Genomic DNA, 18,446 nt, shown 5'->3' on the forward strand with positions numbered 1-18,446 from the left:
GCCCCTGGGGCCCAGCGCGTTTCTCCCCCCGCGACCCCGTACGTCCGCCGCGCCCGCGCCCCGTACGCCCGTCCCCGCCCCGTACGTCCCCGTCCGCGCCCCTCAGAACATGAGCACCCCCCGCGCCACTCTCCCCGCCTCCGCGTCCTCCACCGCCCGCGCGAAGTCCTCCACGGGGTAGGTGCGGGTGACCAGTTCGTCGAGGAGGAGGGTGCCGGAGCGGTACAGCTCCGCGTAGAGGGCGATGTCCTTCTGGGGGCGGGAGGAGCCGTACCGGCAGCCGAGGATCGACTTGTCCAGGAACATCGCGGCCGGCGGGAAGCTCGCCTCCGCCTTCGGCGCGGTCATGCCGAGCAGGACCGCCTGGCCGTGCCGGTCGAGGAGGTCGATCGCGGTCCGGACGAGGCCGGTGTGGCCGACGCACTCGAAGACGTGGTCGGCGCCGGTGGGCAGGACCTCCCGTACGGCGTCGGCGGAGGCGAGGAAGTGCGTCGCCCCGAACCGCCGGGCCACCGCCTCCTTCTCCGGGTTCGTGTCCACGGCGACGATCGTCGGCGCCCCCGCGATCCGGGCGCCCTGGAGGACGTTGAGGCCGATGCCGCCGGTGCCGATGACGACGACGGTGTCGCCGCGGTCGACCTTCGCCCGGTTCAGCACGGCTCCGACGCCGGTGAGGACGCCGCAGCCCATGAGGGCGGCGGAGGTCAGCGGGATGTCCTCGGGGATCTTCACGGCCTGTACGGCCTTGACGACGGTCCGCTCCGCGAAGGACGAGTTCGAGGCGAACTGGTGGTGCGGCCGCCCGCCGCGCGAGAACGGCCGCCCCGGCATCCCGATCGCCTTCCGGCACATGGTCGGCCTGCCCCGGTCGCAGTCGGCGCAGGCGCCGCAGTTCGCGAGGGTGGACAGGGCGACGTGGTCGCCGGGCGCGACGTGGACGACCCCGGGGCCGACGGCCTCGACGACACCGGCGCCCTCGTGCCCGAGGACGACGGGCACGGGGAAGGGGATGGTCCCGTCGACGACGGACAGATCGCTGTGGCAGAGCCCGGCGGCGGCGATCGCCACGAGCACCTCGCCGGGGCCGGGGTCCCGCACCTCCAGGTCGTCGACGACCCGGACCCGCTTCCCGTCGAAGACGACCCCCCTCATGACCGCTCCCCCTCGCCCGCCCCGGGGCGCTCCCCGGCGTTGGGCCGCGCGCCCTCCGCCGCCGCCTTCGCCATCTCCTCCAGGCGCGCCAGCATCGGCATCGGGTCCGTCCCCACCGTCCCCGGCAGGAAGTCCGCGATGCGCTCGGGGGTCCAGGAGCCCGCCTCCGCGTATCCCGCCCGCAGCTCCCTCGGCTGGGCCCACACCGCGATCTTGGGGCCGGCGACGGTGTACACCTGACCGGTGATCCGTTCCTGCCGGGCCCGTTCGCTCAGCAGGTAGACGACGAGCGCGGCCACGTCCTCCGGTTCGCCGATCTCCTTGAGCTCCATCGGGACGTTCGCGGACATCCGGGTGCGCGCCACGGGCGCGACCGCGTTGGCGGTGACCCCGTACTTGTGGAGGCCGAGGGCCGCGCTCCGTACGAGGGAGATGATCCCGCCCTTGGCCGCCGAGTAGTTGGCCTGCGCCACGGACCCCTGGTGGTTGCCGCTGGTGAAGCCGATGAGGGTTCCCGCCCCCTGCTTGCGCATGACCGCCGAGGCCGCCCGGAAGACGGTGAAGGTGCCCTTCAGATGGGTGGCGACGACCGGGTCCCACTCCTCCTCGGACATGTTGAAGAGCATCCGCTCGCGCAGGATGCCGGCGACGCACACGACCCCGTCGACGCGTCCGTACGCGGTGAGGGCGGTCTCGACGACCCGCGCCCCGCCCGCCATCGTGGAGACGTCGTCCGCGACGGCGACGGCGGTGCCGCCCGCCGCCTCTATCTCCTTCACGACCGCCGCCGCGATCTCCGACGTGGGCTCGCCGCCCTCGATCGACACCCCGTGGTCGTTGACGACGACCTTCGCGCCCTCCGCCGCGCAGGCGAGGGCGACGGCGCGGCCGATGCCGCGCCCCGCTCCCGTCACGGCGACGACCTTGCCAGCCAAGAAGTTCCCCACGCCCGGCCCCTTCCCGCATTTTCTGACGGCCCGTTAGATTTGTTCGTCGTCAGGATTCTACGGTCCGTCAGATACCGGAAAACAAGCCCCCGGAGGCCCCGATGTCCCTCCCCGCCGCCTTCCACGAGATCGCCGAGCGCGTCAACAACTGGGGCCGCTGGGGCCGGGACGACGAGATCGGCACGCTCAACCTCGTCACCGACGAGGTCGTACGGGAGGCCGTCGCCACCGTCCGCACCGGCCTGCGCGTCCCGCTCGCCGTCGACCTCGAGCAGGACGGCATACAGACCGGCATGATCCCCGGCCGGGTGAACCCGCTCCACGTCATGGTCCAGATCAACCAGGAGCTCTTCGGCCCCGGCACGGTCGCCACCAGCGACGACGCCGTGACCCTCGGCCTCCAGGCCGGCACCCACTGGGACGCCCTGACGCACGTCTCCCACTCGGGGCACATCTACAACGGCCGCCCCGCCGCCTCGATCACCCCGCACGGCCGCTCCGGGTTCAGCGGCATCCACACGGCCCGCCACCTCGTCAGCCGCGGGGTCCTCCTGGACGTCGCCGCCGCGAAGGGCGTGGACCGGCTGCCGGGCGACCACGCCGTGACCCCCGAAGACCTCGACGAGGCGGCCGGGTTCGGCGGGGTGACGGTACGGTCCGGGGACGTCGTGCTCGTACGGACGGGTCAGATCCGGCTGTACCTGGCCGGGGACCGGCACGGGTACGCCTTTCCGTCACCGGGCCTGTCGGTCCGCACGCCCGAGTGGTTCCACGCCCACGACGTCGCGGCCGTCGCCAACGACACGCTCACCTTCGAGATCTTCCCGCCCGAGATCGAGGACCTCTGGCTGCCCGTGCACGCCCTCGACCTGGTCGAGATGGGCATGCTCCAGGGGCAGAACTGGAATCTGGAGGCCCTGTCCACAGCCTGTGCACAGGAAGGGCGGTACGCCTTCCTGCTCTCCGCGATGCCCGAGCCCTTCGTCGGCGGCACGGGCACGCCGGTGGCCCCGGTCGCGGTCCTCTGACCCTCCGGGCCCCGAAGACCCCCCGCGGGCGGCGGCGCGCTCGCACGCGCCCCGAGCACGGCGCGGACCCGCCGCCGCCCGAACGCGACCCGCACACGCCGAGGGCCACGGCCCTCGGCTCCCCTCGCCACGAATCGCTCACCCCAGAGTGGGCAAAACGGAACGAATCGTCAACAGTGCACCCTGCCGGGCGACAGGGGCGCCACGACGGCGACGGACGGAACCCGGTCCACCTCGCACCAGATGCTCTTGCCGGCACCCTCCGGCTGCCAGCCCCACCGGTCCGCAAGACCGTCCACCAGCTCCAGGCCGCGCCCGTTGGTGTCCTCGCCCTTCGCGTGCCGGGGCCGCGGCGGCCGGTCGCTCGCGTCGGTCACCTCGACCCGCACCCCGCCCTCCGCGGCGAACAGCATCCGCAGCACGGCCGGACAGCCGGTGTGCACCACGGCATTGGTCACGAGTTCGGAGATGAGCAGCACCAGCGTCTCGGCGAGCGGCTCGTCGGCCCCTATGCCCGATCCGGCGAGCCGCGACCGGGCCCACTTCCGTGCTCGCCCCACCTCTGCCGGGTCCGGCCCGACCACCAACTGAACCTGAAGCACCTGCACCGCTCACACCATCCGAACCGGCGGACAACACACCTTCACGGAACGTGATTCCCTTGTGGAACAGCATGGTTGACGTACAGTCACCGCAACAAGCGCTTCGGGCATATTCCAGCGCGAAGGAGTACGCATGGTCCATACTGTGCGACGCACGCTGCGGGGAGTCGAACGTCGGGCGCGAGCGGCGGGCATTCCCGGGCACGGAGCCGCCGCAGGGGCGACACCGGGACGATCCGGGCCAACGAGCACTCGCATCCCACGGAGCGTACCGGAGGCGGGGGCCGACTCCGGGCCGTGACGGCCCCGCCGAAGGACACAACCCGGTATCGACATTCCGTGACCCGCCGGAAGCGCAGCGCTACAGCCCCGCCGCCACGGTCTCCTCCGCCCGCGCCGCGGGCATCCGCAGTTCGGCCCGCACCCAGGCCCGCTTGAGGTGCAGGTGCACGTCCGCCTCCCACGTGAACCCCGTGCCGCCGTGCACCTGGAGACAGTCCCGCGCGTTGCCGACGGCGGCCTCGTCGGCGAGGAGCTTGGCCCCGGCGACCTCGACGGGATCACCGGTGACGGACGCGGCCCACACGGCCGCCCGCGCGAGCTCCGTCCGCACGAGCATCCCGGCACACAGGTGCTTCACCGCCTGGAACCCCCCGATGACCTGCCCGAACTGCGACCGCGTCCGGGCGTACGAGACGGCCGCGTCGGTGCTGGCCTGCGCACTGCCGACCTGCTCGGCGGCGAGCAGGAGAACCCCCGCCCCCGTCGTGCCCGGGCTCCCCGCGCCTACGGCACCCGCGGCCCCGGGCACCCGGTGCAGCGGCGTGAGCGGATCGACCGACCGCACCGGGACGGCGCCCGTGACGTCCCCCAGCACCACGTCCGCCTCGTCCAGCCAAGGGACCAGTCCCTCGTCCGCGGAGGTCACCACGACGGAACCGTCCGCCGCCCCCGGCACGGTTCCCGCCGCCAGGTGCGTGGAGACCAGCGGCCCCGGCAGCAACGCCCTCCCCGCCTCCTCGAAGACGAGGACCGCCTCGGGGAGCCCGAGCCCCACGCCCCCCTCCCCCTCCGGGAGCCGCAGCGCGAAGAACCCGGCGGCGCCGAGCTCCCGCCACAGCTCCCGGTCGAGCGACGGGGAGTCCAGGGCGGCCCGCAGCGCGCCCCGGTCGAAGCGCCGCGCGAGCAGTTCCCGCACTCCCTTCCGCAGCGCCCGCTGGTCCTCCGTGAGTCGAAAGTCCATGACGGGATCACCGGCCCTTCGGGAGGCCGAGGATGCGCTCGGCGACGATGTCGCGCTGGATCTGGGACGTGCCGGCCGCGATCGTGTACGAGAGCGAGGACAGCCGGTCGAGGTTCCAGTCGCGGCCGAGGTCGAGCGCGTCGGGGCCCAGGACGGCGGCGGCCGCGTCGTACAGCTCCTGACGCGCGTGCGAGTAGTGCAGTTTGAAGACGGAGCCGCCCGCCCCGGGGACCCCGCCGGTCGCCCGGGCCTCGCTGACGTTGGCCTGGACGATCCGCCACAGGGCCTGGAACTCGGCGGAGAGCCTGCCGAGCCGGCGCCGCAGGACGGGGTCGTCCCAGGTGCCGTTCTTCCGGGCGGTGCGGGCGAGTTCGCCGAGGAGGCGGCGGCAGGCGACGACCTCGCCGACGAAGGCGGTGCCGCGTTCGAAGGAGAGGGTGACCATGGTGACCCGCCAGCCGTCGTTCTCCTCCCCGACCCGGTTGGCCACGGGCACCCGCACCTCGTCGAGGAAGACCTCGGCGAACTCGGTCGACCCGGCGAGGGTGCGCAGGGGCCGGACGGTGACGCCGGGGGCGTCCATGGGCAGGGCGAGCCAGGTGATGCCCCGGTGCTTGGACGGCGCGTCCGGGTCGGTCCGCACCAGGAGTTCGCACCAGTCGGCGACCTCGGCGTGCGAGGTCCAGATCTTCTGTCCGGTGACGACGTACGCGTCTCCGTCCCGTACCGCCCGGGTGCGGAGGGAGGCCAGGTCGGATCCGGCGTCGGGTTCGCTGAAGCCCTGGCACCAGACCTCGTCGCCGCGCAGGATCGGCGGCAGCCACCGCTCGCGCTGCGCGGCCGTGCCCTCGGCGGCGATGGTGGGTCCGGCGTGGAGGAGGCCGACGAAGTTGGCGCCGACGTAGGGGGCCCCGGCGAGTTCGGTCTCCTCCAGGAAGACGAGGCGCTGGGTCGGGGAGGCTTCCCAGTGGGTGGCGGCGTACCCGGCGTCGTACAGGCGGCGTTGCCAGCCGCAGTCGTAGGCGCGGCGGGCGGGCCAGTCGAGCGGGTCGGGGCGTTCGGGGAGGTCCGGCAGGGTGGCGGCGAGCCATTCCCGCAGGCGGGCGCGGTAGGCCTCCTCCTCTTCGGTGCAGGAGAGGTCCATCAGGCGACGCCCCGGTCGAGGTCGCGGTCGAGATCGCGGTCGAGGTCGAGGTCGAGCATGCGGATGGCGTTGCCGCGCATGAGCTTGTAGACCGTCTCGTCGTCGAGGCCCCGGACGTGGTCGAGGGCGACCTCCTTGGTGTGCGGGAAGGTCGAGTCGACGTGCGGGTAGTCGGTCTCGAAGGTGGCGTTGTCCCGGCCCACCGCGTCCAGCGAGGCGATGCCGTGCTTGTCGCGGAAGAAGCAGCAGAAGATCTGCCGGTAGTAGTACGTGGAGGGCGGCTCGGGGACGAGGTCGCGGACGCCGCCCCAGGCGCGGTGCTCCTCCCAGACGTCGTCGGCGCGTTCGAGGGCGTACGGGATCCAGCCCATCTGGCCCTCGCTGTAGGCGAGCTTGAGCCGGGGGAACTTCACCAGGACCCCGCTGAAGAGGAAGTCCATCATCGAGGCCATCGCGTTGTTGAAGCTCAGGCTGGCCTGGACGGCGGGCGGGGCGTCGGGGGACGCGGCCGGCATCTGGCTGCTGGAGCCGATGTGCATGTTCACCACTGTCCCGGTCTCCTGGCAGACGGCGAAGAACGGGTCCCAGTGGCCGGAGTGGATCGACGGGAGCCCCAGGTGGGTGGGGATCTCGGAGAAGGTGACGGCCTTGACGCCGCGGGCGGCGTTGCGCCGGATCTCGGCCACGGCCAGACCGACGTCCCACAGGGGGATGAGGCACAACGGGATCAGCCGTCCGCCGCTGTCCCCGCACCACTCCTCGACCATCCAGTCGTTGTAGGCGCGGACGCAGGCGAGGGCGACCTCCTTGTCGTGGGCCTCGGCGAAGGTCTGGCCGCAGAAGCGGGGGAAGGTGGGGAAGCAGAGGGAGGCCTCGACGTGGTTGAGGTCCATGTCGGCGAGGCGGGCCTTCGGGTCCCAGCAGCCGCGCCGCATCTCCTCGCGGGTGATGCCCTCCAGGGTCATGTCGTCGCGGTCGAAGCCGACGGCGGCGATGTTGCGCTTGTACGGGAACGTGAGGTCCTCGTAGATCCACCAGTCGGTGGGCGGACCCTCGGGGTCCATCGTGATCCGGTACTTGCCGCCGACGTAGGCGAGCTCGCCGATGCCGGCGGTGAGGGGGCGGGGCCCTCGGTCGCGGTACTTCTTCGGGAGCCAGGTCTCGAAGAGGTGGGCGGGCTCGATCACGTGGTCGTCGACGCTGATGATGCGGGGCAGTTCCGTCATGGAGCCCTCCCGGATTCGGCGGACCGCTCCCGGTCCGTTTCTGATGAACCGTCAGATCTGTCGGCATCAGGCTAGCCCCGCACCCCTGGACCGACAAGCGCCGGACCTCTACGCTCACCGCACCATCTGACGGAACGTCAGCCAGGAGGAGTACGGGATGAACGAGACCGCACACTCGCTCGGCGGGTCCCGCACGCTCTGGGAACTCGTCGAGCGCCGCGCCGCCCTCACCCCCGACCGGCCCGTCCTCCTCCAGGACGACCGCGTCCTCACCTTCGAGGGCCTGCGCGAGCGCGCCGAGCGCTGCGCCGCCGGCCTGTACGGGAGGGGCGTGCGCCCCGGCACGGTCGTCGCCTGGCAGCTGCCCACCCGCATCGAGACCGCCGTGCTCTCCTTCGCGCTCGCCCGCATCGGCGCCGTGCAGTCCCCCGTGATCCCGTTCTACCGGGACAAGGAGGTCGGCTTCGCGCTGCGCGAGTCGAGGGCCGAGTTCTTCGCGGTCCCCGGAACCTGGCGCGGATTCGACCACGCGGAGATGGCGAGGAGGCTCGGCGCGCGCGGGACCTTCGAGGCGTACTCCCCCGGGAGCCTGCCCGACGGCGACCCGGCCGTTCTCCCTCCCCCGCCCGCCTCCGGCACCGACGTCCGCTGGATCTACTGGACCTCCGGCACCACCTCGGACCCCAAGGGCGTCCTGCACACCGACCGCTCACTGCTCGCCGGCGGCTCCTGCCTCGCCCACGCCCTCCGCCCGACGGCCGAGGACGTCGGCTCGATGGCCTTCCCGTACGCGCACATCGGCGGGCCCGACTACACGGTGATGCTCCTGCTGTACGGCTTCCCGGCCGTGATGTTCGAACAGTTCGCACTGCCGGAGGCCCTCGACGCGTACAACCGGCACGGCGTGACCGTCGCCGGCGGCTCCACCGCCTTCTACTCGATGTTCCTCGCCGAGCAGCGCAAGCAGCCCGGTAAGCCCGTCGTCCCCACCCTCCGCCTGCTCGCGGGCGGCGGCGCGCCCAAGCCGCCCGAGCTCTACCACGCGGTGCGGAAGGAGCTGGGCTGCCAGCTCACCCACGGGTACGGCATGACCGAGGTCCCCATGATCACGATGGGCGCCCCCGACGACACCGCCGAGAACCTCGCCACGACCGAGGGCCGTCCGCCCGCCGGCATGGAGATCCGGATCACCGACGACGGCGAGGTCCGGCTCCGCGGCGAGGCCGTCTGCCAGGGCTACCTCGACCCGGCGCAGACGGCCGCCGCCTTCGACGAGGACGGCTTCCTCGTCACCGGCGACCTCGGGCACCTCACGCCCACCGGCCACCTCGTGCTCACGGGCCGGGTCAAGGACGTCATCATCCGCAAGGGGGAGAACATCTCGGCCAAGGAGATCGAGGACCTCCTCCACCGGCACCCGGACGTGGGCGACGCCGCCGTCATAGGCCTCCCGGACGCCGAGCGCGGCGAACGCGTCTGCGCCGTCGTCGAACAGCCCCCCGGCGCCGCCCCGCTCGGGCTCCCGCAGGTCACGGCGTTCCTGCGGGAGGCCGGGCTCTCCGTCCACAAGCTGCCCGAACAGCTGGAGGTGGTGGACGCGCTCCCCCGCAACGAGACCCTGCGCAAGGTGCTCAAGTACAAGCTCAGGGAGCGTTTCGGCGCGGCTCCGGAATCGGCCGGTCCGGCATCCCGCTGAGCGCCTCCGGCGTGCCCTCGTACACGTCGAAGAGGCGGTGCACGCCGAGCGCGGAGAGCACCCGGCCGACGTGAGCCTCCCCGTCCGCCCGCTGCTCCGGCAGGACCAGGCGAAGCCGGCCGCCGCACGAGCGGAGCAGCCGGCGGGACCCGATCAGCACGCCGACGCCGCTGGAGTCGCAGAACCGCACCGCGGACAGGTCGATGACCAGGTCGTGCCGGCCGCCCGCGACGGCGTCGTGGACGCGACGGCGTATCCGGGGGGAGGTGACCAGGTCCAGTTCCCCCCGGACGCGGAAAACCGTCCAGGAGCCGTGCTCGTCCTCGTCGACCTCGATCGTCGTCACGCACGCCGCCTGCCCCGACGGGAGGCGCCGAAACCCCCGGGGGCCGGGAAAGACGTTTTCCTTACCATCCGCGCCCGCGTCAAGGGCGCACTTGCGGCAAACAGGCGTGCGCCGTCGGAGCGGCCCACTACTTTGGAGGAGAACCGGAACGGAGGGCCGCATGGGGATGGACACACCACCGCGCTGGGACCGCAGGATGCAGCAGCGGCTGGCGCGCGGAGAGGCCGCCGCCCTCGGCGAGTTCTACGACCGGTTCGCCGCCCTCGTGCACAGCCTCGCCCACCGGGTCCTCGACGACGACGCGGCGGCCGACCAGGTCACCCGCGAGGTCTTCGGCTACGTCTGGGAGAACCCCGACTCCTACGACCCGAAGCAGGGCAACATGCGCTCGTGGGTCGCCAAGCTGGCCCAGCGGCAGGCCGTGCACCGGCTCCGGCAGGCCGAGGCCCTGGCGTACGCGGAGACGGGGGTCGGTTCCGCCGAGGAGCTGGAGCAGAAGGTCCACCGGGCCACGGTCGCCGCCCGCGCCGACTACATCGTGACCTCCATGCCGGCGCCGCTCCGGAAGGCGCTCGAACTGGCGTACTTCCAGCGCCGCGACTACCGCCAGACCGCCGCCGACCTCGGCGTCACCGAGGACGAGGCCCGTCGACGCCTCCGGCTGGGACTCCAGCTGCTCTCCTCCGCGCACGCCCGCCCCCTCGAAGGGTCCTCGCCGCCCGGCTACGGACGGCCGCTGTGACCGGGGCCGCCGACGACGCGGACGACGTCGCGCGCGCTCCCCGGATACCGGGACCGCGCCGCGCGGCCGACGACCACGCTGACCTGACGACGCGACCGCCGGAGGCGTCGGGAACGGAGACGGAGGAGACGGAGGAGACGGAGGAACCGGAAGTACCGGAAGTACCGGACCTCAGCCACAACGTGCTCAAGTCCCTCCTCGGGGCCTGGGCGCTTTCGGCGTGCTCCGCCGGCGAGACCCGGGCCGTCGAGAACCACCTCACCGCGTGCGCCCCCTGCGCCGACGAGGCCCTCCGGCTCCGCGACGCCGTCACGCTCCTCCACGAGGACCGCGACCTGGACCTCGACCCGCTGCTCCGCTCCCGGGTCCTGGAGAACTGCCTGGGCCGCCGCCCCGCCCGCATCCCCGTCCCCGACTGGGTCACCCCGTACGACGCGGAGACCGCCCGGCTCGACGCGCTCCTGAGGGACATCGGCGAGTCCGAATGGCACGCGCCGGTACGGCTCAAGTGGTACGAGGAGGACCGCGTCGTGCGCCGCAAGGCCACCGTCGCGGGGGTCATCGGCCATCTCTTCGCCGTGGACGGCCTGGTGACGACGGCACTGGGACTGGACGATCCGCTGGGCCCGGACGTGCCGGAGCTGTCGCCGACGGAACGGACGGAAGCGTTCTGGACGGCGCTCGACCGGCCGCCGAACCGGTCCGTCCGGGGGCCCTGGCGCGACCAGTCGCACACGCTGATCCGGACGATCGCCTTCGCGGGCCGAGGTGTGGCGGACCTGACCGTCACCTACAAGGACTTCGCCCTGCCGCTCCAGGACTCGCTCCTGGAGCGGGCCTTCGAGTGCTGGCGGCACGCGGACGACATCGCGACCGCGGTCGCCTACCCGTACGCGCCGCCCAGCGGACCGCACCTCCACGGCATGATCGACCTCGCGGCCCGGCTGCTCCCCGGCGCCCTCGCCAACCGTCGGCGCGCGGGCCTGGCCGGCCCCGCCAAGGAGCTCGTCGCGGCGGGCGCGCCGGGCCGCTCGCTCCACCTGGAGGTGGAGGGCGCGGGCGGCGGCCACTGGTACATCTCCCTGGACTCCCCCGCGGCGATCGGCTCGCCGGAGCGGGCGGTGGCGCAGGTGGCGATGGACGGGGTCGAGTTCTGCCAGCTGGTGGCGGGGCACATCACGCCGGAGGAGGCGGCGGCGGGGCAGGACGGCGACCGGGAGGCCATCAAGGACGTCCTCTCGGCGACGGCGTCCCTGAGCCGCCTGTAGCCCCGCCCCGGCACCCCGCGCCCGTCGGGACGGTGCCCGGCGGACGTGTGCGGGGCGGGGGCCGGGGGTTACCCGGACGGGGGTCGGGGGTTACCCGAAGACGACCGTGCGGCGGCCGTTCAGGAGGATCCGGCGCTCCGCGTGCCACTTGACCGCCCGCGCCAGTGCCTGGCACTCCACGTCCCGCCCGATCGCCACCAGCTGGTCCGGCGTCACCTCGTGGCCGACGCGCTCGACCTCCTGCTCGATGATCGGGCCCTCGTCGAGGTCGGCCGTCACGTAGTGCGCGGTGGCGCCGATGAGCTTCACGCCGCGGGCGTGCGCCTGGTGGTAGGGCTTGGCGCCCTTGAAGCTGGGGAGGAAGGAGTGGTGGATGTTGATGATCCGCCCGGAGAGCTGCTTGCACAGGTCGTCCGACAGGACCTGCATGTAGCGGGCGAGGACGACCAGCTCCACGTTCTCGGAGCGGACGAGGTCCAGGAGTTCCGCCTCCGCCTGCGGCTTGTTCTCCTTCGTCACCGGGATGTGCCGGAACGGGATCCCGTACGAGCCCACCAGCTCCTGGAAGTCCGTGTGGTTGGAGACGACCGCGACGATCTCCACCGGCAGCGCCCCGATCCGCGACCGGAAGAGCAGGTCGTTCAGGCAGTGGCCGAACTTGGAGACCATGAGGACGACCCGCATGGGCTGGTCGGCGCGGTTGATCTGCCAGTCCATGGCGTAGGAGTCGCCGACGGCGGCGAAGCTCGCGCGGAGCTTCTCGACCGTCACCGGCGCCTCGGCGGAGAAGTGGACCCGCATGAAGAAGAGACCCGTGTCACGGTCTCCGAACTGCTGACTGTCCTCGATGTTGCACCCGGTGATGAAGAGGTAGCTCGACACGGCGTGCACGATGCCCTGCTTGTCGGGGCACGAAAGGGTGAGGACGTACTGGTCGGTCATCCTGCCAGCCTGCCACACGACGCCCGGCCGGGAGGCGGGCGTCCGCCAGGCGGAACGCCTCAGGACCGGGTCAGGACACGGAGCGCGTCGAGGGAGCGCGGCGGCGCGTCGGGGTCCTCGCCGTCGGCCCGCGCCATCCGTACGTGTGCCTCGCGGGCGGCGCGTACGGCTTCCGGCCAGCCGGGGTGGGCGACGTACGCGGTGACGGGGGCGTCCGGTCCGACCTGGTGCATGATGCGCAGCACCCGGAGGACGGCGACGTCGACGAGGGCGGCCTCACCGGAGTCCCGGAAGATCGCGCCGACGTACTTCTCGGCGGACCAGTTGTCGAGCCAGGTGTCCTCGACGAGGCGGTAGACGGCGTCGGTGACGTCGCCGTACCCCTCCTGGCCGGCCAGCCAGGCGGTCTCGTGGAACACGGGGTCGGAGAGCATGTGCAGCGCCGAGCGCACGTTGCTGCGCCAGCGCCACCACGGCATGTCGTTGAGCGGCATGCCGCCCATGGTGGAGGAGCGACGGCCGCGACGGGAAGAGTTAACCGAACCGGGGACCGGACCGGGGACTGGACTGGACACGTTTCGATCGTACGTTCCCTTGTCCGGTAAGCGGACTCGCCCCCTCCCTCCTCCGGTGACCCACCCCCGCAATTCACCTTCACGTCACCCACCGTTGAACCGCGCTCACTCCCGCGTTACCCATGAGGCGGAAATGTGCATGCCCATGACCGGTAGGCGACTGACCTCACTCCTCACGCACGTCACGACCGCGGCGGCCGGGGCGTCGCTGCTCGCCGGCTGCGGCGTGCTCCCTGGGGCCACGGGGGGCTCCAGGGAGCCCGTCACGGTGATGACCTGGGCTCCCGACCAGACCCGGGCGACCAACATGCCCGGAATGCCCGCCATGGCGCAGACCTACGCCCGGTGGGTCAACGCCGGGGGCGGCATCGACGGGCACGAACTGCGCGTGCTGACCTGCAACGAGCAGAACACCACCGCCGGCGCCGCCGCCTGCGCCCGCCGGGCCGTGCGCGAGAAGGCGGTGGCCGTCGTCGGCTCGTACAGCCAGAACGGCCGCGCCTTCATGGCCCCGCTGGAAGCCGCGGGCATCCCGTACATCGGCGGCTACGGCATCGCGGAGGACGAGTTCACCAGCCCGCTCTCCTACCCCGTGAACGGCGGGGTGGCCGCCCTCGTCGCCGGACACGGCATGCAGCTCGCCGGCTCCTGCGACCGGGTCTCCCTCGTCCGACCCGACACCACCGCGGGCGACAGGCTCCCCGAACTCCTCGACTCCGGCCTGCACAAGGCGAGTCACCGGGGCGCCGTCGACATCCCGGCCCAGGAGGACGCCGCCGAGTACACCGAGCCGGCGGACCGGGCCCGCAGCCGGGCGGGCGGCGAGAAGGGCTGCGTGACCGCCGTCCTCGGCGAGCGCACCCAGACCTTCTTCGACTCCTTCCGCCGCCTCCCCGGGCAGCAGGAGGAGAAGCGGGACAAGGACTCCGTCCGGATCTCCTCGGTCCTCGGCAGCGTCGACCAGCCCGTCATCGACCGCACCGGCGGCCCCCACAGCCCCTTCGAGGGCGCCTTCGTCACCGGCTGGTACCCGGAGGCGGGCGACAAGAGCTGGGCGCCGATGCGCAAGGTCATCCAGGAGTACGCCTTCGCCGACAACCGGGTCGACCCGGCCGACGCCGGCGTCCAGACCACCTGGATCGCGTACACGGTCCTCAAGGAGGTCATCGAGTCCCTCCAGCAGGACACGATCACCGCCGAGGACATCAGCCACTCCCTCGACCGGGGCGAGCGGATCGACACCGGCGGCCTCACCCCGAGCCTGCGCTGGAAGTACGAGGACATGCTCGGCGCCCCCGGGTTCACCCGGATCGTCAACCGCGAGGTGACCTTCCAGGTGGTCCGCCAGGGGCGGCTCGTGGCGCAGAAGCCCGGTTTCGTCGACGTCGGCGAGACCGTCCTCAGCGCCCCCTGAGCCCGCTCAGAGCTGCGACCAGCTCCGCTTCTCCAGGCCGTACTTCGCGGCGGTCGGGTTCCACAGCCCGGCCGCCGTCTTCTTGGCGGCGGAGGCCTCGCCGCTCTTCGCGTCGCCCGCGGCCTTCTGGCTGGTCGACCGGGCGTGGCCGCCCTTGCAGGCCTTCTTGGCCTTCATCTGCCCGGCCCAGGCCGCGTAGTGGTCGTCGGCGGCGGCCGAGGCCTGCCAGGCCTGGGTGAGCGCCGCCGTCAGCGCCGCGCTGTCCGGGATCTTGTCGACCGACAGCGCCCGGAGCCGGGTGATCAGCCCCCGGCGCTGCTCGGCGGCGCCCTTCAGGTCGGCCGCGGCCTTGTCGAGGTCCTTGCACTGGTTGATGGCCGCGACCGAGCTGATCACCGTCTGGCGACTGCTGCTGCTGGTCGCGAGCAGCTTGCTGAGCTCCTGCGCCTGCGGCTCCGCCGGGTCGGCCGGCTTCTCCGTGGGCGCGGGCGCCCCGGTGGAGGGCGCGGCGGAGCTCGCCGCCACGTTCTGCCCGGGGGTCTTGGGGTCCTTCTCCTCGTCCCCGCCGCTGAGCAGCATCCCGGCGCCGAGGCCGACGACCGCGCAGCCGACGACGACGGCGGCGATCAGCGCGAGCGGCGACCTGCGGCGCGGCTCGGGCTCGTCGTCGTCGTAGTAGGCGTCCTGGTAGGCGTGCTGCTGCGGCGGCTGGTGGTGCGGGGGCTGCTGCTGGTACGGGGCCGGGCCCGGCTGCTGGTAGCCCTGCGGCGCGTGCGGCTGCTGGGGCGGCCGCGGGGCCTCCGTGCGGAAGAGGCTGTCGAACTCGGCGGGCGGCTGCCGCTCACCGGGCGTCTGCGCCGGTACGGGGGCGATGTACTGGGTCGCGTCCGAGGAGCCGGCCGGGGCGGCGGGCCCCTGGTGGGCGAGCGGGCCCGTGCCGAGGAACTGGGTGTCGGAGCCCCCGCCCTGCTGCGGCGGCACGGGGGCTATGTACTGGGTCGCGTCCGAGGAGCCGGCCGGCGGCGGGTAGCCGTACCCCGGCTGCGGAGCAGCGGCCGGTGCGCCGGGCCCCGGGTGGCCGTACCCCGGCTGCGGCGCGCCCTGGACCGGCGGCATCCCGCCCGGGACCGGCGCGATGTGCTGGGTCGCCTGCATGTCCGGGGCGCCCGGCCCCGGGTAGCCGTAGCCGGGCTGCGGCGGGCCCTGCTGCGGGGGCATCGACGGCAGGTACTGGGTGGACTGCGCGTCGGCGGCGCCCTGCGGCGCCTCCGGGGGCAGCGGCTGCGCGGGCGGCAGCGGCTGCCCGCCCGCCTGGCCCCCGGCGGGACCCCAGGCGCCGCCCCACGGCTGACCGCCGCCATGCTCCGGACCCTGTCCGTTCTGCGTCACCGGGACTCCCACCCATGAACCTACGGAATCGTCGGCTCACGCTACCGGGTGCCGACGGGGCTCCGCACACACGTGTGAGACCCATTACACGGTTGAGACGGTCGGGGCCCGTCCGGCCCCGATCCGCCGGACGGCTCCCGGGCCCCGTCGACGGACTCCCGCCCGCCCCGCGGCGCCCCGCGCGCGCCCGCGAGCCCCCGGCTTCGCCCGGGCGGGGCCGCGCCGGTCGCACGCCCGAGCGCTCCGGTACGAGGACGTGCGCCCGGCACGCCGGGAGCACGCACCCGGCGCCGCGGGGCCCGTCCTCCGTGCGACGACGGGAACGCGACGGCGGGGCCTACGCCGCGTACAGCTCCATCCGCGCGTCGAACTCCCGCACCACCGCCTCCCGCGCGTACGGCTCCAGGCGCTCCCTCAGGTCCTCCAGGTACTCCGCGCCCCGCGACGACCGCAGCGTGGCGAGCAGTTCGAGCGCCTGCGTGCCCGTCCGGCAGGCCTGCTCCACCTCCCGCAGCTGGACCTGCGCCGAGGCCAGCAGCGCCAGGCCGATCGCGCGCCGCCGCGCCCGTGACTCCGGATGCCCGGCGATCGACTCCTCCGCCGCCCGCGCCGCCGCCTCCGCCCGCCCCAGGTCCCGGTGGCAGTGCGCCAGTTCGTCCGCGAGGTAGGCCGCGTCGAAGTGGGCGATCCACGCCGGGTCGTCGCCCGCCTCCGGATCGGCCCGGTCGAGCGCCCGCGCGGCGCGGCCCGCCGCCGTCTCGAAGGCGCGCGCGTCGCCCATCAGCGCGTGCCCGCGCGCCTCCGCCGCGAGGAACATCGCCTCCGCGCGCGGCGGCACCTTTCCGCGCGCCCCCTCCTGCGCCGCCCGTGCCAACTGGGCGATCTCCCGAGGGTTGCCGAGCTGCGCGGCGAGGTGGCTCATCGAGGCGGCGAGCACATAGCCGCCGTACCCCCGGTCGCCCGCCGCCTGCGCGAGCCGCAGCGCCTGGATGTAGTACCGCTGCGCGAGCCCCGGTTCACCGGTGTCCACCGCCATGTACCCGGCGAGCTCGGTCAGTCGGGCGACCGCCGCGAAGAGCTGCCGCCCGACCGCCTCCCGGTACGAGCCCGACAGCATCCCCGACACCACGCTGTTGAGGTAGTGCGCCACCACCGGCCGCACGTGGCCGCTGCCGAAGCGCCGGTCGAGGTCGACCAGCGCGGCCGTCATCTCCCGCACCGCCGCGACGTCCGCGACCCCGACGCGGGCCCCCGTCGTCCGGGCCACGTGCGCGTCGGGGCTCGTGATCAGCCAGTCCCTGCTGGGTTCGACGAGGGCGGAGGCCGCGACCGCCGAGCCGTTCAGGAAGTCCCGGCGCCCCACGTCGCTGCGCCACAGCTCGCAGACCTGCTCGATCGCGCCGGTCACGGTCGGCGCGAACTGCAGTCCCACCCCGCCGGCGAGGTTCCGGCCGTTGGCCATGCCGACCTCGTCGATCGAGACCGTGCGGCCCAGCTTGCGGCTCAGCGCCTCCGCGATGATGCCGGGCGCCCGGCCGCGCGGCTGCTGGCCGCGCAGCCAGCGCGCCACCGACGTCTTGTCGTAGCGCAGGTCGAGGCCGCGCTCGGCGCCGACCATGTTGACCCTGCGGGCGAGGCCGGCGTTGGAGCAGCCGGCTTCCTGGATGAGCGCCTGGAGCCGTTCGTTGAGCTGACGCGGAACGAGTGGCCTGGCTGCCATGAAAACCCCCTGAGGCCGTGCGGTGATCACCGGAGGAGGGATCACTGCCCGGTTGATATCCGGTCAATGCCGATGTGAACACGCGAAACCGGACACGTCGGCCGCGCGGAGGAACCCCCGCCGCCGGCGCCCCCACCTGTCCGTACCCACCCCCGCTCCCCGGGCCTCCACGCGCCCCCGCCGGTGCACCCGTGCGCCCCGCGTGCAGGATCGATGCGTCAACACGCCGACCGCCGCGCCCGTAACCCCGGGTGACGTGGCAAGTTGTGCTCAGCGTGGAAGAGACCATGGGAGTCACGGAAGCCGCACGGATCCCCGGGCAGCGGGGCGAGCAGCTGCTGGACAGCGCCGTGCGGTACGCGGAAGAGCGGCACTGGGACGTGTTTCCCGGGACCTGGCTGGAAGCCGTCGAAGGCAGGGAGCGCTGCTCCTGCGGCGCGGACGCGTGCGCCGTGCCCGGCGCCCACGCGGTCAGGCCCGACTGGTCGACCCAGGCGACCGGCAGCGGGGTCGGGGCGCGGCGGATGTGGTCGAAGACGCCGAAGGCGTCGATCCTGCTGCCGACCGGCCGCACCTTCGACGCGATCGAGGTGTCCGAGTCGGCCGGCTTCCTGGCCCTCGCCCGCATGGAGCGCATGGAGCTGACGCTCGGCCCGGTGACCTGCACCCCGGACCGCCGCATGTACTTCTTCGTGCTCCCCGGCGCCGCCGCCAAGGTCCCCGACCTCGTCCGCAAGCTCGGCTGGACCCCGGCCTCCATCGACCTCTCCACCCGCGGCGAGGGCCACTACGTGGCGGCCCCGCCCACCCGGATCGGGGGCTTCGGCGCGGTCCAGTGGGCGCGGCGCCCCACCCCGGCGAACCGCTGGCTGCCGGACGCGGAGGAGCTGATCAGCCCCCTCGCGTACGCGTGCGGCCGGGAGGCGGCGGAGGCCCGGAGCCGCGCGCAGTGACCCGGAGGGCCCGTCAGCCGCGTTTGTAGGGTGTGACCCGTACGTACCACGGGGACCAC

17 protein-coding genes are annotated in these 18,446 nt (G+C 73.3%); 6 read left to right on the plus strand and 11 right to left on the minus strand.

The window, feature by feature from the left end; all coding sequences use genetic code 11:
• Positions 1–102 precede the first annotated feature (102 nt).
• Both IE180_RS16190 and IE180_RS16195 read right to left on the minus strand, forming a co-directional pair.
• Positions 103–1,152 (minus strand): Zn-dependent alcohol dehydrogenase, encoded by a 1,050-nt coding sequence (locus IE180_RS16190; RefSeq protein WP_190157559.1) that lies wholly within the window; start codon positions 1,150–1,152, stop codon positions 103–105.
• On the minus strand, positions 1,149–2,099 hold the full coding sequence (locus IE180_RS16195) for an SDR family NAD(P)-dependent oxidoreductase (RefSeq protein ID WP_190157560.1): 951 nt from the start codon (positions 2,097–2,099) through the stop codon (positions 1,149–1,151). Before IE180_RS16195 ends, IE180_RS16190 begins: the two co-directional genes overlap by 4 nt.
• 101 nt (positions 2,100–2,200) lie before the next feature.
• On the opposite strand from IE180_RS16195, the gene IE180_RS16200 reads away from it, so the two are divergent.
• Positions 2,201–3,127, plus strand: coding sequence for a cyclase family protein (locus tag IE180_RS16200; RefSeq protein WP_190157561.1), 927 nt, complete (start codon positions 2,201–2,203; stop codon positions 3,125–3,127).
• Between the two features lie 170 nt (positions 3,128–3,297).
• On the opposite strand, the gene IE180_RS16205 is transcribed toward IE180_RS16200, so the two are convergent.
• From IE180_RS16205 to IE180_RS16220, 4 genes are all read right to left on the minus strand, one after another.
• Complete coding sequence (locus IE180_RS16205) at positions 3,298–3,735, minus strand: ATP-binding protein (RefSeq protein ID WP_190157562.1); 438 nt, start codon at positions 3,733–3,735, stop codon at positions 3,298–3,300.
• Positions 3,736–4,090: 355 nt separating this feature from the next.
• On the minus strand, positions 4,091–4,972 hold the full coding sequence (locus IE180_RS16210; protein ID WP_190157563.1) for an acyl-CoA dehydrogenase family protein: 882 nt from the start codon (positions 4,970–4,972) through the stop codon (positions 4,091–4,093).
• 7 nt (positions 4,973–4,979) lie between these two features.
• On the minus strand, positions 4,980–6,116 hold the full coding sequence (locus IE180_RS16215; protein WP_190157564.1) for an acyl-CoA dehydrogenase family protein: 1,137 nt from the start codon (positions 6,114–6,116) through the stop codon (positions 4,980–4,982).
• Entirely contained in the window at positions 6,116–7,342 is a 1,227-nt protein-coding gene (locus tag IE180_RS16220; protein WP_190157565.1) for an amidohydrolase family protein, read from the minus strand. Before IE180_RS16220 ends, IE180_RS16215 begins: the two co-directional genes overlap by 1 nt.
• A 157-nt stretch (positions 7,343–7,499) precedes the next feature.
• Here IE180_RS16220 and IE180_RS16225 point away from each other — a divergent pair, with 157 nt between their 5' ends.
• Positions 7,500–9,038 carry a class I adenylate-forming enzyme family protein gene (locus tag IE180_RS16225; RefSeq protein WP_190157566.1) on the plus strand — a complete coding sequence of 513 codons (1,539 nt, stop codon included), beginning with the start codon at positions 7,500–7,502 and terminating at the stop codon, positions 9,036–9,038.
• Here the strand turns inward: IE180_RS16225 and IE180_RS16230 are convergent.
• Entirely contained in the window at positions 8,986–9,384 is a 399-nt protein-coding gene (locus IE180_RS16230) for an STAS domain-containing protein (protein ID WP_229860507.1), read from the minus strand. The two genes, IE180_RS16225 and IE180_RS16230, sit on opposite strands and share 53 nt — an antisense overlap.
• A 160-nt stretch (positions 9,385–9,544) precedes the next feature.
• Between IE180_RS16230 and IE180_RS16235 the strand changes: the two genes are divergently transcribed.
• Both IE180_RS16235 and IE180_RS16240 read left to right on the plus strand, forming a co-directional pair.
• Positions 9,545–10,126: a sigma-70 family RNA polymerase sigma factor gene (locus IE180_RS16235; RefSeq protein WP_190157567.1), complete on the plus strand. Its 582-nt coding sequence runs from the start codon at positions 9,545–9,547 to the stop codon at positions 10,124–10,126.
• Positions 10,123–11,394, plus strand: a complete 1,272-nt coding sequence (locus IE180_RS16240) for a zf-HC2 domain-containing protein (RefSeq protein WP_190157568.1) — start codon at positions 10,123–10,125, stop codon at positions 11,392–11,394. The genes IE180_RS16235 and IE180_RS16240 overlap by 4 nt, the downstream gene beginning before the upstream one ends.
• A 90-nt stretch (positions 11,395–11,484) precedes the next feature.
• On the opposite strand, the gene purU is transcribed toward IE180_RS16240, so the two are convergent.
• Together purU and IE180_RS16250 are read right to left on the minus strand one after the other, a co-directional pair.
• The gene (gene purU / locus IE180_RS16245; RefSeq protein ID WP_190157569.1) at positions 11,485–12,336 is read right to left on the minus strand and encodes a formyltetrahydrofolate deformylase; all 852 of its coding nucleotides are present in this window, start codon (positions 12,334–12,336) and stop codon (positions 11,485–11,487) included.
• A 59-nt stretch (positions 12,337–12,395) separates the two neighbouring features.
• Complete coding sequence (locus IE180_RS16250; RefSeq protein ID WP_190157570.1) at positions 12,396–12,839, minus strand: SCO4402 family protein; 444 nt, start codon at positions 12,837–12,839, stop codon at positions 12,396–12,398.
• A 217-nt stretch (positions 12,840–13,056) separates the two neighbouring features.
• Here IE180_RS16250 and IE180_RS16255 point away from each other — a divergent pair, with 217 nt between their 5' ends.
• Complete coding sequence (locus IE180_RS16255) at positions 13,057–14,325, plus strand: ABC transporter substrate-binding protein (RefSeq protein ID WP_229860508.1); 1,269 nt, start codon at positions 13,057–13,059, stop codon at positions 14,323–14,325.
• 6 nt (positions 14,326–14,331) lie between these two features.
• On the opposite strand, the gene IE180_RS16260 is transcribed toward IE180_RS16255, so the two are convergent.
• Together IE180_RS16260 and IE180_RS16265 are read right to left on the minus strand one after the other, a co-directional pair.
• Complete coding sequence (locus IE180_RS16260; RefSeq protein WP_229860509.1) at positions 14,332–15,714, minus strand: hypothetical protein; 1,383 nt, start codon at positions 15,712–15,714, stop codon at positions 14,332–14,334.
• Positions 15,715–16,051: 337 nt separating this feature from the next.
• A complete protein-coding gene (locus IE180_RS16265; protein ID WP_190157572.1) occupies positions 16,052–17,434 on the minus strand; it encodes an NsdA family TPR-like regulatory protein in 1,383 nt (460 codons plus the stop codon).
• A 287-nt stretch (positions 17,435–17,721) separates the two neighbouring features.
• Between IE180_RS16265 and IE180_RS16270 the strand changes: the two genes are divergently transcribed.
• Complete coding sequence (locus IE180_RS16270) at positions 17,722–18,387, plus strand: bifunctional DNA primase/polymerase (RefSeq protein WP_229860510.1); 666 nt, start codon at positions 17,722–17,724, stop codon at positions 18,385–18,387.
• Positions 18,388–18,446 lie beyond the last annotated feature (59 nt).

The sequence above is a fragment of the Streptomyces litmocidini genome (assembly GCF_014649755.1).
Lineage (GTDB): Bacteria > Actinomycetota > Actinomycetes > Streptomycetales > Streptomycetaceae > Streptomyces > Streptomyces litmocidini.